This window comes from Dorea chungnamensis (assembly GCF_039832125.1).
In the GTDB taxonomy this organism is placed as follows: Bacteria; Bacillota; Clostridia; order Lachnospirales; family Lachnospiraceae; genus JAFBIX01.
The window spans coordinates 70,632-85,075 of record NZ_JBDOHT010000010.1 but is presented as its reverse complement, the minus strand read 5'-3'; the positions used below and the strand labels follow the sequence as shown (position 1 = coordinate 85,075).

Below are 14,444 nucleotides of genomic sequence, written 5' to 3'. Positions count from 1 at the left end.
AAAAAATATGATACAAGAAATTGCTCCATATCAATATCGAAACGAATATCGGCCAATGCCGCCGGAAAAACATAGCATCTTATTGTGCTATGAAGGGCGAAATATATTGGTGAAACAAAAAGAAGGAGAGATTTCTTTTCTTACTTTTGAAGAAGCAGAGGCTTATGTTGATGTTACAAAACTCTATCAAGAGTACATATATTTATTTTCCATTGCTGATGTGAGATTTTATCTGGGCAGTCATATTTCTTATGATAAGATTCCAGAATTCGAAATGGAAGATACACAGATACTTCGTACAGCAAGACCAAAACATCTGCAGTTCGCGGGTGTGACGGGATGGCAGTTATACCGCTGGTATCAGTCACATCGTTTTTGTGGACGATGTGGGAAACCTATGGTACATGATGAAAAAGAACGGATGATGCGCTGCCCAGAGTGTGGCCTTATGGAATTTCCAAAGATTTGTCCGGCTGTCATCATTGCTGTTACGCATGGAAATAAGATATTGATGTCAAAATATGCAGGCAGGGCATATAAGAAATATGCACTGCTGGCAGGATTTGCGGAAATCGGGGAGACGATTGAAGAGACGGTCCGCCGGGAAGTCATGGAAGAGGTCGGATTAAAGGTCAAAAATATTACTTATTATAAAAGCCAGCCGTGGTCGTTTACCGATACATTATTAATGGGATTTTTTTGCGAGCTGGATGGAGAAGCAGAGATTACATTGGATAAGGAAGAGCTTGCTCTTGCAGAATGGTTTGAACGGGAGGATATCCCGGTGAAAGCAGAAGACTTAAGCCTGACGAATGAGATGATGATGGTATTTAAAGAAGGGAAAATATAGAAAAACCCTTGATTTTGCAGAAGTATGGTGTTATACTAGCTTACAGTTACATAATGAAGTCGGCAGAAGAGTGAACGTAAAGTTCACTCTTCTTTGTTGATAAGGAGGAATTTTACATTGACAAAAAGGGAACTTTACGAACAAAAAACCGAAGAGATTCTGTTACCGATTGTGGAAGAAAATGGATTTGAGCTGGTGGATGTAGAGTATGTAAAAGAAGGAAGTACATGGTATCTTCGAGCATACATTGATAAACCGGGAGGTATCAATATTGATGACTGTGAAGTAGTAAGCCGCAGACTTTCTGATATCTTGGATGAGAAAGATTATATCGATGATGCATACATCCTGGAAGTCAGTTCGCCGGGGCTTGGAAGACCGTTAAAGAAAGAAAAAGATTTTAAAAGAAGCCTGGGTGAAGAAGTTGAGATTCGAACTTATCGTATGATAGATAAACAGAAAGAATTTACTGGAATTTTAAAAGACTATGATGAAAAAACGGTTACGATTGAGATGGATGATGATACAACAAAAACATTTGAAAAAAGTGACATCGCTCTGATTCGTCTGGCATTTGATTTTTAAATTAGAAGGAGGAATAGTAAATGAATACAGAATTATTAGAAGCATTGAATATTTTGGAAAAAGAAAAGGATATCAGCAAAGAGACTTTGTTGGATGCAATTGAAAATTCTCTGCTGAATGCCTGCAAGAACCATTTTGGAAAGGCCGACAACATTAAATTGATCATGGACAGATCGACATGTGATTATAGCTTGTTCGCAGAGAAGACGGTTGTAGAAGAAGTAGAAGATAAGTTAGAGCAGATCAGTTTGGAAGATGCAAAAGAAATTGACAGTAAATATGAGTTGGGAGATATTGTCCAGATTCCAATTGAATCAAAATCTTTTGGACGTATTGCAACTCAGAATGCAAAGAATCTGATTCTTCAGAAAATTCGTGAAGAAGAGCGTAAAGTAGTATATGATCAGTATTTTGAAAAAGAAAAGGATATCGTTACGGGTATTGTTCAGCGTTATGTAGGAAAGAATGTAAGTATTAACCTTGGAAAGGCTGATGCAATGCTTACAGAGAATGAACAGGTAAAAGGAGAAGTATTCAAACCGACAGAACGAATCAAATTGTATATCGTTGAAGTGAAGAATACGACAAAGGGACCAAAGATTCTTGTATCCCGTACACATCCAGAACTCGTAAAACGTTTGTTTGAATCAGAAGTGACAGAGGTAAAAGAAGGAATCGTAGAGATTAAGAGCATTGCAAGAGAGGCGGGAAGTAGAACGAAGATTGCAGTATGGTCTAATGATCCTGACGTTGATCCGGTAGGCGCATGTGTCGGTATGAACGGAGCAAGAGTGAATGCGATTGTAGAGGAACTGCGTAAAGAGAAGATTGATATTATTAACTGGAGTGATAACCCGGCCATTTTTATTGAGAATGCGTTAAGTCCGGCGAAAGTGATTTCTGTCATGGCTGATCCGGATGAGAAGACCGCAAGTGTCATTGTACCAGATTATCAGCTTTCACTGGCAATTGGTAAGGAAGGTCAGAATGCAAGACTTGCTGCAAGACTGACAGGATATAAGATTGATATAAAGAGTGAATCTCAGGCAATTGAATCTGGAGAACTACCTGAAAATTATATGGAACTGAGCGAAGGAGTATTTGAAGAAGAATACGATGAGCCATATGAGGAATCAGAAGGATATGCACCGGAAGAGGAAATTGCATTTGAGGAAGTAGACGATACAGAGGAATAGGTGATTGTTTGAGCGCAAATAAAAAGATACCTATGCGTAAATGTGTGGGATGTCAGGAAATGAAGAGTAAAAAAGAGATGATTCGTGTGATCAGAACTTCAGAAGGAGAATTTCTTCTGGATGCGACCGGAAAAAAGAATGGGCGTGGAGCGTATATCTGTCCTTCTAAGAACTGTCTGGAAAAGGCAGTAAAGAATAAAGGCCTTGAACGGTCATTTAAGCAGTCTATTCCGAGGGAAGTGTACGAAGCATTGGAAAAGGAGATGGAGATACTTGAAACAGAGTAAAGTATTAGCGCTTATTGGTCTGGCAACCAAAGCAGGCAAGACGGTCAGCGGAGAATTCTGTACTGAGAGGGAAGTGAAAGCTGGAAAAGCTGCATTGGTAATCGTGGCGGCAGATGCGTCTGATAATACGAAGAAGAAGTTTCAAAATATGTGTGACTATTATCACGTGCCAATCTATTTTTATGAAGATAAAGATACCTTGGGGCATGCAATGGGAAAACAGTTCCGCGCATCTCTTGCAGTATTGGATGAGGGGTTTGCAAAAGGAATCAGGAAGCATATGGACACAGAAGATAACACAATTGCATAGAGGAGGTAGTTAATATGTCAAAAATTAAAATATATGAATTAGCAAAGGAATTAGATGTCCCAAGCAAGGATGTCATCGAATTTCTGACTGAAAAGAATATTGAAGTAAAGAATCATATGAGTACATTGGAGGATTCAGAAGCGGATATGACAAGAAAGGCCCTGGCAAAACGAAAAGCTCCAGAAGCAAAGACAGAACAGGAAGCTCCAAAGAAGAAGAATATCGTTCATGTATTCCGTCCGCAGAATACACAAAATGGAGCAAAGCAGGGAAGAAGACCTGGCAATCGTCCGGCACAGCAGGGAGGACGTCCTCAAGCTTCTCAGGGAAGACCGATGCAGGTTAACAACGGACGTCCATCCAAGGCTGCTCAGACAACACAGCAAGTACGTCCGGCAACACCGGCGGCAGAAAAACCACAGAAAGTAAAGACGCCGGAAAAACCAGTAGAAAAAGTGGCAGCTCAATCGGTACAGCCGACTGCGCCAGTGTCAGAAAAACCAAAGAATGTGCAGAATGTGGAGAAGCCGGCAGAGAAAAAAACGGAAAGATCATTTGATAGAAATTCCGAGAGAAATTCCGATAGAAATCAGTCTCAGAGACGCCCGGAGCAGCGTCAGGAAAAAGGCGGGGACAGACGTCAGGATTCTTCCAAAGATTCCAGAGGATTAGGACAGCGTCCGCAGCGTGGAGATCGCCCACAGGGAAATCGTCAGGATAGATTCTCGAATGATAGGGATAATAAAGACAGAGACAGTAGAGATGGAAGAGACAGGGACAGAAATCAGAACCGCAGATCCGGGGATAGAAATGACCGTCGTAATAATGACAGAAGAAATAATACCAGCATTCCGGCACCAGCTGTAGAGACACAGAAGCCACAGCGTAGCAAAGGAAAGGGAAAAGACGACTATAAGAAGAAAGATTATCGCCGCGAAGATGAAGATGACAGAATGCCAAAGGGAAAGAAAAAGAATGAGCCAAAACAGCAACTTCAAAAACCTCAGCAGAAACAACAGAAGGTGGAAGAAGAGATTAAGTCTATCGTAATTCCGGAAGTACTTACAATTAAAGAGCTTGCAGATAAGATGAAGATCGTACCATCTGTCATCGTTAAGAAGCTTTTTATGCAAGGCAAGATTGTAACGGTGAATCAGGAGATTGATTACGAGACGGCAGAAGAGATCGCACTGGAATTTGATGTGCTCTGTGAAAAAGAAGAGGTTGTAGATGTTATTGAAGAGCTTTTGAAAGAAGATGAAGAAGACGAATCTAAGATGAAGAAGCGTCCGCCGGTAGTCTGCGTCATGGGCCACGTTGACCATGGTAAGACTTCTCTTCTGGATGCCATTCGCCATACGAATGTGATTGATAAAGAGGCGGGCGGTATTACTCAGCACATCGGTGCATATGTAGTAAATGTAAATGGAGAGAAGATTACATTCCTTGACACACCAGGACATGAGGCATTTACTGCAATGCGTATGCGTGGTGCAAGTTCGACAGATATTGCGATTCTTGTGGTGGCTGCAGATGATGGTGTTATGCCGCAGACGGTTGAAGCAATCAATCACGCAAAGGCCGCAGGTGTTGAGATTGTGGTAGCTGTCAATAAGATTGATAAACCAAGTGCCAATATCGAGCGTGTGAAGCAAGAGCTTACAGAATATGAGTTAATTCCGGAAGACTGGGGCGGAAGTACAGTATTTGTTCCTGTATCTGCAAAGACTGGAGAAGGTCTGGAAGATTTGATGGAAATGATCATCCTGACTTCAGAAGTGATGGAATTAAAAGCCAATCCTGACCGAAGTGCAAGAGGTCTTGTATTGGAGGCACAATTGGATAAAGGAAGAGGTTCTGTAGCAACGGTTCTTGTACAGAAAGGAACTCTGCGTGTTGGTGATTCCATTGCCGCAGGCTCTGCTTATGGTAAAGTAAGAGCTATGATGGATGATAAAGGAAGACGTGTGAAAGAAGCAGGTCCATCTATGCCAGTAGAGATTCTTGGATTGAATGATGTTCCGAATGCCGGTGAAGTATTTGTGGGATGTGAAAATGATAAGGAAGCAAGAAGCTTTGCAGAGACATTCATCTCTCAGAGTAAGATGAAATTATTGGAAGAGACAAAATCAAAACTGTCTCTGGATGATCTGTTTACTCAGATTCAGGAAGGTAATCTGAAAGAACTTGGTATTGTTGTAAAGGCAGATGTACAAGGTTCTGTTGAAGCAATGAAGCAGAGTCTGTTAAAGCTGTCTAATGATGAAGTTGTTGTAAAGATCATTCATGGTGGTGTCGGTGCAATCAATGAGTCTGACGTCAGTCTTGCATCTGCATCCAATGCGATTATCATAGGATTTAATGTGCGCCCGGATGCAACTGCAAAAGAGACGGCAGAGCGCGAAGGTGTAGATATTCGTCTCTATCGAGTTATTTACAATGCGATTGAAGATGTTGAAGCAGCGATGAAAGGAATGCTGGATCCAATTTTTGAAGAAAGGGTATTAGGCCATGCAGAAGTACGTCAGACATTCAAAGCATCTGGCGTAGGAACTATTGCAGGTTCTTATGTGTTGGATGGTATGTTTGAAAGAGATTGTTCTGTGCGTCTGACACGAGATGGAATCGTTATCTTCGAAGGACCTCTTGCGTCTTTGAGACGTTTTAAAGATGATGTAAAAGAAGTAAAAGCAGGATATGAATGTGGATTTGTGTTCGCCAATTTTAATGATATTAAGGAAGGTGACCTTGTAGAAGCATTCAAGATGGTAGAAATCCCTAGATAATCTCAGGTGTTTCTTCCTGCAGAAAAGAGGGAGTAAAATGAGAAAAAGAAGTATTAAAAATACAAGAGTCAATACAGAAGTACAGCGAGAACTTAGTAATATAATTCGCGGAGGAATTAAGGATCCGCGAGTAGCTCCATGGACTTCTGTGGTCGCGGCGGAAGTAGCCCCGGATTTGAAAACCTGTAAAGCATATATCAGTGTGTTGGGGGATGCGTATGCACAGGCAGAGACAATTAAGGGCCTGCAAAGTGCGGAAGGCTATATCCGGCGAGAACTGGCACGTACATTGAATATGCGAAATACACCAGAAATTAAATTTGTGTTGGATCAGTCGATTGAATATGGCGTCAATATGTCAAAAAAAATCGATGAAGTGACCAAGGGCATGACAACGGAAGGTGATGCAGATGCTGAATAAGATTTTAAGCGATGCTAAGACAATTGCAATTAGCGGACATGTGCGCCCGGATGGCGATTGTGTAGGATCTTGTATTGGGTTATACCAGTATATTAAAGAGAATTTTACAGAAAAAAAAGTGGATGTCTATCTGGAAGAGATTCCAGAAGCATTCACATGTCTGAAAGCTACGAAAGAGATTCGTCATGAGATTCCGGACGAGAAAGTGCAATATGATCTGTTCTTTTGCCTGGATTGTGGTGATAAAGAACGTCTGGGATTCTCTGGTGAGTTGTTTGACAATGCGAAATATACTTATTGTATTGATCATCATATCAGTAATACTGGGTTTGCACAGGAAAGTTATGTGGTGCCGGATGCAAGTTCTACCTCAGAGTTAGTATATAATTTGCTGGAAGATGAGAAGATTTCTCTGGATACTGCCAATGCTCTCTATCTTGGCATTGTTCATGATACAGGTGTGTTCCAATATTCATGTGCGACCCCGTCGACATTCAGAATTGCAGCCAGATTGTTAGAGAAAGGTGTGGATGCACCGAGAATGATACAGGATACATATTATGAAAAGAGTTATGCTCAGAATCAGATTTTGGGAAGAGCATTGTTAGAGAGTATTTTATTTATGAATGGTACTTGTATTGCATCTTATGTCACCAAAAAAGTCATGGATTTTTATGGAGTTGATGCTAAAGATCTGGATGGAATCGTAAGTCAGCTTAGAATTACGAAGGGTGTAGAAGTCGCTATTTTTATGTATGAGATAGAGTCAAATACATACAAAGTAAGTCTTCGCTCTAAAAATTATATTGATGTGAGTAAGGTTGCACAGTATTTTGGCGGTGGAGGACATAAGAAAGCTGCCGGACTGACGATGATTGGAAGGCCGCACGATGTGATTAATAATCTTTCTGAGCAGATTGAAATACAGATGAAGGAATTGGCAGAATAAAAGACAGGAGAAAAAGATGATACACGGTATTTTAAATGTGTATAAAGAAAAAGGATATACTTCTCATGATGTTGTAGCAAAACTAAGGGGAATTGTTGGACAGAAAAAGATTGGGCATACGGGAACGTTAGATCCGGATGCGGTTGGTGTTCTTCCTGTCTGTCTGGGAAAAGCAACTAAATTATGCGATATGCTTACCGATAAGGATAAGACGTATGAGGCAATTCTTCTGTTGGGACGCTCTACGGATACGCAGGATACTAGCGGAACAACCTTGACAACCCGGGATACGTCTGCTCTTACAGAGGAAAAAGTAACAGAAGTGATAGAAAGTTATGTGGGAGAGTATGATCAGATACCACCGATGTATTCTGCATTGAAAGTAAATGGCAAGAAATTGTATGAACTTGCCAGAGAAGGAAAAGTAGTAGAACGAAAGGCAAGAAGAGTTGTGATATACCAGATCAGGATTCTTAAGATGGAGCTTCCGCGCGTGAAAATGGAGGTGTCCTGCTCAAAAGGAACGTATATCCGAACTTTATGTCATGACATTGGAGAAACACTTGGATGTGGTGGATGTATGGAAAGTTTAGTACGAACACGAGTCAGTAGCTTTCGGATTGCTGATAGTATGACTCTGGAAGAGATTTCCCAAAAATGTATGAAAGATTGTTTGATGGATGTGGTCATTCCAATTGATGCAATGTTCCAGGAATATCAAAGGATTGTGGTAAAAAGGAGCTGGGATTTTTTGGCGAAGAATGGAAATTCATTGCCGATGAATGCCGTGTACTTTGAGAACGAAGAAAAATCCAGAGAAAAAGTGGATGGAGATTATATGCGGTTATATGATGAACAGGGACATTTTGTTGCAATTTATAGTTGGAACGATGAAAAGAAAGAATATCAGATCATAAAGATGTTTTTTTGCGAAGATAAATAACGATTAGAGGGAATAGAATGCAATATATCAGTTTGCTGTCACATTATAATGACAGCAGAGAAACGGCAGTTACTTTTGGAAAATTTGATGGACTTCACAGAGGACATCAGATTTTGGCAGAAAAGGTACGTGAGCTGGGAGAAAAAGAAAAAATGAACAGTGTTGTGTGTTCCTTTGATATGCATCCTTTATGGGAAAGTAAAGGCATTCTCCCGCAAGTATTAATGACGGGGGAGGAACGAAGGGAACACTTGGAAGGAAAAGTGGATTATCTCGTAGAATGTCCATTTACTCAGGAGTTTCGTCAGATTCATGCAGAAGATTTTATTAAAAATATCATAAATGGTATTTTTCATGCGAAGTATGTTGTGGTAGGAACAGATTTTCAGTTTGGATATGAAAAGCATGGAGACATTCATATGCTTGCGGATTATGCAAAACGTTATGGATATGAATTGCTTGTGATGGAAAAGGAACGTTATAAAGAACGGATTATCAGTAGTACTTATATCAAAGAAGTTTTAAAGCAGGGAGATATGGAACTGGCAAAAAAACTTCTTGGGTATGCGTATAGCGTCAGCGGCAGAGTGGAACATGGCAAACAGCTTGGAAGAACATTGGGATTTCCAACATTGAATGTAGTATGGCCACATGATAAAATAGTTCCTCCGCGAGGAGTGTATTTTAGCAATGTCCGAATAGATGGCTGTTGGTATCATGGTATTTCGAATGTGGGAGTGAAGCCAACGGTAAGCAATGAGAACAAGGTGCTGATTGAAAGCTTTCTGTTTGATTTTCAAGGAAATGCCTATGGAGAAGAAGTGACTATTGAACTGTTGGAATTTCGACGTCCGGAACAGAAATTTGAAAATATTGAAGAGATGAAGACTTGTATCGATAGAGACATTGAATTCGGCAAACATTTTTTTGCGCTTGAGAGATAAGGAGAATACAAATGAGTATTACAACAATTTTTATGTTGTTTGGGGGATTGGGATTTTTCCTGTATGGTATGAAAATGATGAGCGAAGGTCTTGAAAAAGCGGCTGGAGCCAAAATGAGAAGTATTCTTGAATTTTTTACCAAGAACAGATTTATTGGAATGGTGGTAGGAATTATATTTACCGCAATTATTCAATCATCCAATGCAACAACTGTGATGGTAGTAAGTTTTGTGAATTCGGGACTTATGAATTTGATGCAGGCATCAGGAGTAATCTTGGGTGCTAATATTGGTACCACGATAACAGGGCAGCTTATCGCATTTAATTTATCGGATATTGCACCATTAATTGTTATTATTGGTGTCATTATGATCATGTTCTGTAAGAAACAGAGTATCAAAAAAATCGGAGAAGTAATACTGGGATTTGGTATTTTATTCATGGGTCTGAGTATCATGTCAGACAGTATGTCAGCAGTTAAAAATTCGCCGAGAATTTTGAATTTCCTGGCTTCATTGACGAATCCGTTTGCAGCGATTTTGGTTGGTTTTTTGATTACCGCTGTACTACAAAGCTCTTCTGCAACGGTAGGTATCATTCTGTTGATGGTATCCCAGAAACTTTTGGAATTTACCATTTGCCCGTTTATGATTTTGGGCTGTAATATTGGTTCTTGCGTATCTGCATTAGTAGCGAGCCTTAGCGGAAAAAAGGATGCAAAACGTGCCGCATTGATTCATTTCCTGTTCAATGTGATAGGTTCTGCAATATTCTTCTGTATTTTGCTTGTTGCAGTTGAACCGTTTACAAATGCGATTTTGTATATATCTGGTGGTAGTCTGGCACGTTCCGTTGCAAATGTACATACTCTGATGAAAGTATTGGAAGTAGCCATGATGTTCCCATTCATGGGATGGATTGTGAAATTAACTTATAAGATTGTTCCGGGTAAAGATACAACTGCAGAGGATCAGTATGAATTGCTTTATATTGGTGATGGTTCTATGATGTCACCTACAACAGCAGTAATGGATAGCATTCATGAAATTGAGCATATGGGTAAAGTTGCGGTCATGAATTTAAAAAAATCAATGGATGCGCTTTGTAATCTGAATGAAAAAGAGATACAAGAAGTCTATGAAACAGAAGAATATATCGATTTCTTGAACCGTAAAATTACGGATTATTTAGTAAAAGCAAATGAGATCGCGCTCCCTATTGCGGATGAAAAATTGATCGGTGGTTTGTTTCATGTGGTGAATGATATTGAAAGAATCGGAGATCATGCAGAGAATTTTGTGGATTCTGCGAAGACTAGAATTGAGCGCGGGATAGAGCTGACTGATAAGGCAAAAAAGCAGCTTCTTGATATGATGGATAAGACTACGAAAATATTAGAATATTCTCTTGAAATGTTTACAAACCGCAATTATGAGCATATGAGGGAAATTCTGCAGTTGGAAGAAGAGATTGATGAGATGGAGAAGAAACTGCAGAATGCACATGTAAGGAGATTGACGAAGAATAAATGTACTCCGGAGGCGGGAATGATATTCTCTGATACAATATCAGGTCTGGAGCGTGTAGCTGATCATGCGACCAATATTGCATTTGCAATTTTGGAACCAATGAATGAACAGGATGATGAAGAGGAAGAATAAGATTTTTCTTTACATTAGGTGTATGTTATGATATACTATATCACTGTGAGAGCCGATGTTCGGTAAATGGAATCTCCAACCGTTACTTAATGTCTGGCGTTATAAAAGTTTAAGGAGGAAACAAAAATGATTTCTAAAGAACAGAAAGAACAGATTGTAGCAGAATATGGAAGAACACCTGGGGATACAGGTTCACCAGAAGTACAGATTGCTATTCTGACAGCAAGAATTAATGATCTGACAGAGCATTTCAAGAACAATCCAAAGGATCATCATTCAAGAAGAGGACTTTTGAAAATGGTTGGTCAGAGAAGAGGACTTCTTGCTTATCTTAAGAAGACAGATATCGAGAGATATCGTACATTAATTGAAAGACTTGGATTAAGAAAATAATTGCATAGTTTGTGTACGAAAGAACCTTGCCTGGATACAGGCAGGGTTTTCTTTTTGTTACCTGAAATGCAGTGACAAAAATTACAAAAATCAAGCTGGATATTACGAAAACAGACACAATCTACTGTATATCTGGTATTCTAATCTTAAGATACGTATAGAAAAAAGGAATTGAGATGTTTACAGACGAAGAAATTTTAGATTTATTAGAGCAAGATAAAGATTACGGGGCAAAAGTGCTGATGGAACAGTATTCGTCTTTGATTCGAAGTACTTGTGCCTCAAAACTTAGGAGTCAGGAAGATATTGATGAATGTGTGAATGATGTGTTTGCAGAATTCTGTCTGAATCACAGTCGTTTTGACAAATCAAAGGGAACTCTCAGAAATTATCTGTGTACTATTGCTGAACGAAGAGCCGTTGACAGATTTCGGAAAAACTGTCGAAGACAGAAAATAGAGAATGAGGTCCTGGAAAGATATAAAGAAGAAAAGGACATCCATATTAATCAGACAAAGCAGGCGGAACAATTGGAAGAAGCAATGGAACAGCTTCCGCCTTTGGACCAGCAGATTTTGAGCATGCATTATTATAATGGCTTAAGTTATGGGGAAATTGCAGAAGAGCTGGATATGAAGTATGAAAATGTCAAGAAAAGAGGATCGAGAGGGAAAAAGAAATTGTTGTATTTTATCCTGATCAGTATATTGATATTCGGCATTACAGCCAGTGCAGTCAATATCATGAAGAGACATGGCTGGCTTCCATCCTGGTTCCCATTCTATGATTTGATTATGTCGGAAGAATCTTCGAATCAAGATGAAACTGTGCAAAAAAGGAAAGGAGAAGATCCAATAAAAACTCGTTCAAAAGAAGAGGAAACGGAAGACAATCAGGAAGAAGAAATAAAACAGTCAGGAGTGGCTGGCGCAGTTCATTCTATAAAAGAAGCAGTAAGTGGTGTGAAAAAGTATCAGTTTTCTCTTATGGACGGCTTGATCTGGTCCGATATTCCGTCCTATGAAATGGTGAAAAATACACAGAAATTTGTGAAGGATGATGTGACATATGAACTGGATAATGTATTTTATCAAAATGGAATATGGAAGATAGATATCAGATTAACGTGTTCGGATATGGAGCGAGTATATGATGATATAGATTCTTATGAAGAACTGACACCAGAAGAAAAGGCGGAACTATTCCAAAATAAGCCGAATGGCTGGAGCTATAATGAAGCACACTATCTGGAAAAGGCATATTTGCAGTCGGCAGGTGATAGAAAATTTTTCTTGGAATATCAAAAGGGACACATTAATAGTCCCGGAGAGGAGTACATATTTATAGCCAGTTATTATGGAAAATGGGTACCGGAAGAGGATGGAGCCGACAAGATCGATGTCTCAATCGTGCTTCCTGAGGGGAATGAATTCTTTGTGACAATGAAAAAACTGGATGTAAAAGAATATAGTGAATCTTCAGAAGATACTTCAGAAGGGGTAAAACGTAACTCAGCAGTTGTGAATGGAATCTATATGAAGACAGGGCTTACAGCGTTAAAAGAAGGAATGGCCATTGTTAATCTCTATCAGGAGAATCCGGAAGAATATAAAATAGATGATCTGATAACCAGAGGTTACTTTTGGTATCAGGAAGGGGAGATAGAGCATCCTGTATTAATTGACTCGGCTGGGAATTCTTATGAACGCTGCCGGATAAATGTGCAGGATACAGAGACGGAAACAGGATACAGAAGAGGATTTGAGATTTATTTTCGGAATATAGAGCCAGGAGAATATATACTGCGGATCCCTCAGTTATGCCTGAGAAAAGAAGCTATGACAGAGCCGGTAGAGATTGATCTTCCAATGGAAGAGGATGATTACCTGGGGTGTGACCAGACGGTTTTATTTGATGATGGGACAGGGCTTCATATCACAGGGATCAGACGTCATTGTACCATTACGTATCAATATAATCTCTCGAACGGACAGGTCGATATCATTGAGGGCCGTCGCTGGGATTATGAACTATTATATGAACCGGTTTCTGGATCGCCTGAAACGGAGCCTCAGTTTGTGATTGCAAAGGCGACAGGGAATGCATCAAATGGGCAGTCGGTAAATGCCAGTGTTCCATATATAGATGACCGGGAGTTTTATGCGTTATCTGTAGAGAGTGAGGATATACCGGAATCTTTGAATGTACAATTTTATAGCCCGGTATATGTATTGAAGAAAGAAGTTTTATTTGATATTACACTTCAAGAATAATGAAAGAAAAGAAGTCGACTTCATAATCGGCTTCTTTTTTTACAAAAAAATAAATAATATGTCCCCGTTTTTGATTTTGAAACGAATAGGAAAATGACAAAGGGGGAGAACATATGTTAAAAATAATAATCTGTGAAGATAATATAAATGATTGTGAAGAATTAAAACAGACACTCAGTCATCTGCTTTTTGACAGAGAGGAAGTGACTTTTGAGTGTTATGAAGACGGATCTGAATTGGTGGAAGTGATGGAAAGAGGCGGACATATCTGGGCAGATCTAATCTTCATGGATATTACGATGCCCAGATTAGATGGAATGAAAACAGCACATATTTTACGGAGAAATGATGTGGATTCTGCAATAATTTTCATTACTGCAAGAAAGGATATGGTATTTCAGGGATATGAAGTACAGGCGTATGCATATCTAATAAAACCTGTGGCAGTAGAAAAACTGGAAGAAATACTGCGGTCTTATCTGGAAAAACGAAGAAAGGTTCAGGGACAGTTCTTTTTAATAAAAAGGCAGAAAAGGAAAGAGTTTATCCTATTAAATGCAATTAAATATCTGATGAGTGATAAACGAAAAATTAAAGCAGTCGTTGAATATCCCTGCGAATCCATTGAATTTTATATGAAGATGCAAGAAGCAGAAGAAGTATTGAAATCAGCAGGATTTTTTCGATGTCATCAGAGCTATCTGGTAAATATGCATCATGTCCTCTACTGGGATGGCAACAGCATTGTGATGAAAGGAAATGAGAAAATTCCGGTCAGCCGTAAATACCGTGAAGAAGTAAATCAAAAAATTGAAAGTTGTTCAAATCTGTGAGAATATGTAATTT

The 14,444-nt window shown here is 39.4% G+C and carries 14 protein-coding genes; all 14 read left to right on the top strand.

Going from position 1 to position 14,444, the window contains the following annotated elements; genetic code table 11:
- The first annotated feature begins 7 nt into the window (after positions 1-7).
- The 14 genes from nudC to ABE613_RS10115 all read left to right on the top strand — a co-directional run bounded on the left by nudC (position 8) and on the right by ABE613_RS10115 (position 14,431).
- Positions 8-850 (top strand): NAD(+) diphosphatase, encoded by an 843-nt coding sequence (gene nudC, locus ABE613_RS10180; protein WP_235231546.1) that lies wholly within the window; start codon positions 8-10, stop codon positions 848-850.
- Between the two features lie 117 nt (positions 851-967).
- Entirely contained in the window at positions 968-1,435 is a 468-nt protein-coding gene (rimP, locus tag ABE613_RS10175) for a ribosome maturation factor RimP (protein ID WP_235231545.1), read from the top strand.
- A 20-nt stretch (positions 1,436-1,455) separates the two neighbouring features.
- Complete coding sequence (gene nusA, locus ABE613_RS10170) at positions 1,456-2,631, top strand: transcription termination factor NusA (RefSeq protein WP_235231544.1); 1,176 nt, start codon at positions 1,456-1,458, stop codon at positions 2,629-2,631.
- Between the two features lie 32 nt (positions 2,632-2,663).
- A complete protein-coding gene (gene rnpM / locus ABE613_RS10165) occupies positions 2,664-2,918 on the top strand; it encodes an RNase P modulator RnpM (RefSeq protein WP_328282582.1) in 255 nt (84 codons plus the stop codon).
- A complete protein-coding gene (locus tag ABE613_RS10160; RefSeq protein ID WP_347376305.1) occupies positions 2,905-3,228 on the top strand; it encodes a L7Ae/L30e/S12e/Gadd45 family ribosomal protein in 324 nt (107 codons plus the stop codon). Before rnpM ends, ABE613_RS10160 begins: the two co-directional genes overlap by 14 nt.
- 14 nt (positions 3,229-3,242) lie before the next feature.
- Positions 3,243-6,014 carry a translation initiation factor IF-2 gene (infB, locus tag ABE613_RS10155; RefSeq protein WP_347376304.1) on the top strand — a complete coding sequence of 924 codons (2,772 nt, stop codon included), beginning with the start codon at positions 3,243-3,245 and terminating at the stop codon, positions 6,012-6,014.
- 37 nt (positions 6,015-6,051) lie between these two features.
- Entirely contained in the window at positions 6,052-6,435 is a 384-nt protein-coding gene (rbfA, locus tag ABE613_RS10150) for a 30S ribosome-binding factor RbfA (protein ID WP_235231540.1), read from the top strand.
- Positions 6,425-7,384 carry a DHH family phosphoesterase gene (locus tag ABE613_RS10145; RefSeq protein WP_235231539.1) on the top strand — a complete coding sequence of 320 codons (960 nt, stop codon included), beginning with the start codon at positions 6,425-6,427 and terminating at the stop codon, positions 7,382-7,384. The genes rbfA and ABE613_RS10145 overlap by 11 nt, the downstream gene beginning before the upstream one ends.
- 16 nt (positions 7,385-7,400) lie before the next feature.
- On the top strand, positions 7,401-8,327 hold the full coding sequence (gene truB / locus ABE613_RS10140) for a tRNA pseudouridine(55) synthase TruB (RefSeq protein ID WP_347376303.1): 927 nt from the start codon (positions 7,401-7,403) through the stop codon (positions 8,325-8,327).
- A 17-nt stretch (positions 8,328-8,344) separates the two neighbouring features.
- Entirely contained in the window at positions 8,345-9,271 is a 927-nt protein-coding gene (locus ABE613_RS10135; protein WP_347376302.1) for a bifunctional riboflavin kinase/FAD synthetase, read from the top strand.
- Positions 9,272-9,282: 11 nt separating this feature from the next.
- Positions 9,283-10,932: a Na/Pi cotransporter family protein gene (locus ABE613_RS10130; protein WP_347376301.1), complete on the top strand. Its 1,650-nt coding sequence runs from the start codon at positions 9,283-9,285 to the stop codon at positions 10,930-10,932.
- Positions 10,933-11,058: 126 nt separating this feature from the next.
- On the top strand, positions 11,059-11,325 hold the full coding sequence (rpsO, locus tag ABE613_RS10125; RefSeq protein ID WP_235231535.1) for a 30S ribosomal protein S15: 267 nt from the start codon (positions 11,059-11,061) through the stop codon (positions 11,323-11,325).
- Between the two features lie 176 nt (positions 11,326-11,501).
- Positions 11,502-13,598: an RNA polymerase sigma factor gene (locus tag ABE613_RS10120; RefSeq protein WP_347376300.1), complete on the top strand. Its 2,097-nt coding sequence runs from the start codon at positions 11,502-11,504 to the stop codon at positions 13,596-13,598.
- Between the two features lie 113 nt (positions 13,599-13,711).
- Positions 13,712-14,431: a LytR/AlgR family response regulator transcription factor gene (locus ABE613_RS10115; protein ID WP_347376299.1), complete on the top strand. Its 720-nt coding sequence runs from the start codon at positions 13,712-13,714 to the stop codon at positions 14,429-14,431.
- Positions 14,432-14,444 lie beyond the last annotated feature (13 nt).

Bases quoted from the DNA above. Each gene is read 5' to 3' on its own strand.
- ABE613_RS10130 (WP_347376301.1), top strand. From the start codon at position 9,283: ATGAGTATTACAACAATTTTTATGTTGTTTGGGGGATTGGGATTTTTC.
- nusA (WP_235231544.1), top strand. From the start codon at position 1,456: ATGAATACAGAATTATTAGAAGCATTGAATATTTTGGAAAAAGAAAAG.
- nudC (WP_235231546.1), top strand. From the start codon at position 8: ATGATACAAGAAATTGCTCCATATCAATATCGAAACGAATATCGGCCA.
- rpsO (WP_235231535.1), top strand. From the start codon at position 11,059: ATGATTTCTAAAGAACAGAAAGAACAGATTGTAGCAGAATATGGAAGA.
- ABE613_RS10135 (WP_347376302.1), top strand. From the start codon at position 8,345: ATGCAATATATCAGTTTGCTGTCACATTATAATGACAGCAGAGAAACG.
- ABE613_RS10145 (WP_235231539.1), top strand. From the start codon at position 6,425: ATGCTGAATAAGATTTTAAGCGATGCTAAGACAATTGCAATTAGCGGA.
- ABE613_RS10120 (WP_347376300.1), top strand. From the start codon at position 11,502: ATGTTTACAGACGAAGAAATTTTAGATTTATTAGAGCAAGATAAAGAT.
- rnpM (WP_328282582.1), top strand. From the start codon at position 2,664: ATGCGTAAATGTGTGGGATGTCAGGAAATGAAGAGTAAAAAAGAGATG.
- infB (WP_347376304.1), top strand. From the start codon at position 3,243: ATGTCAAAAATTAAAATATATGAATTAGCAAAGGAATTAGATGTCCCA.
- rbfA (WP_235231540.1), top strand. From the start codon at position 6,052: ATGAGAAAAAGAAGTATTAAAAATACAAGAGTCAATACAGAAGTACAG.
- ABE613_RS10115 (WP_347376299.1), top strand. From the start codon at position 13,712: ATGTTAAAAATAATAATCTGTGAAGATAATATAAATGATTGTGAAGAA.
- truB (WP_347376303.1), top strand. From the start codon at position 7,401: ATGATACACGGTATTTTAAATGTGTATAAAGAAAAAGGATATACTTCT.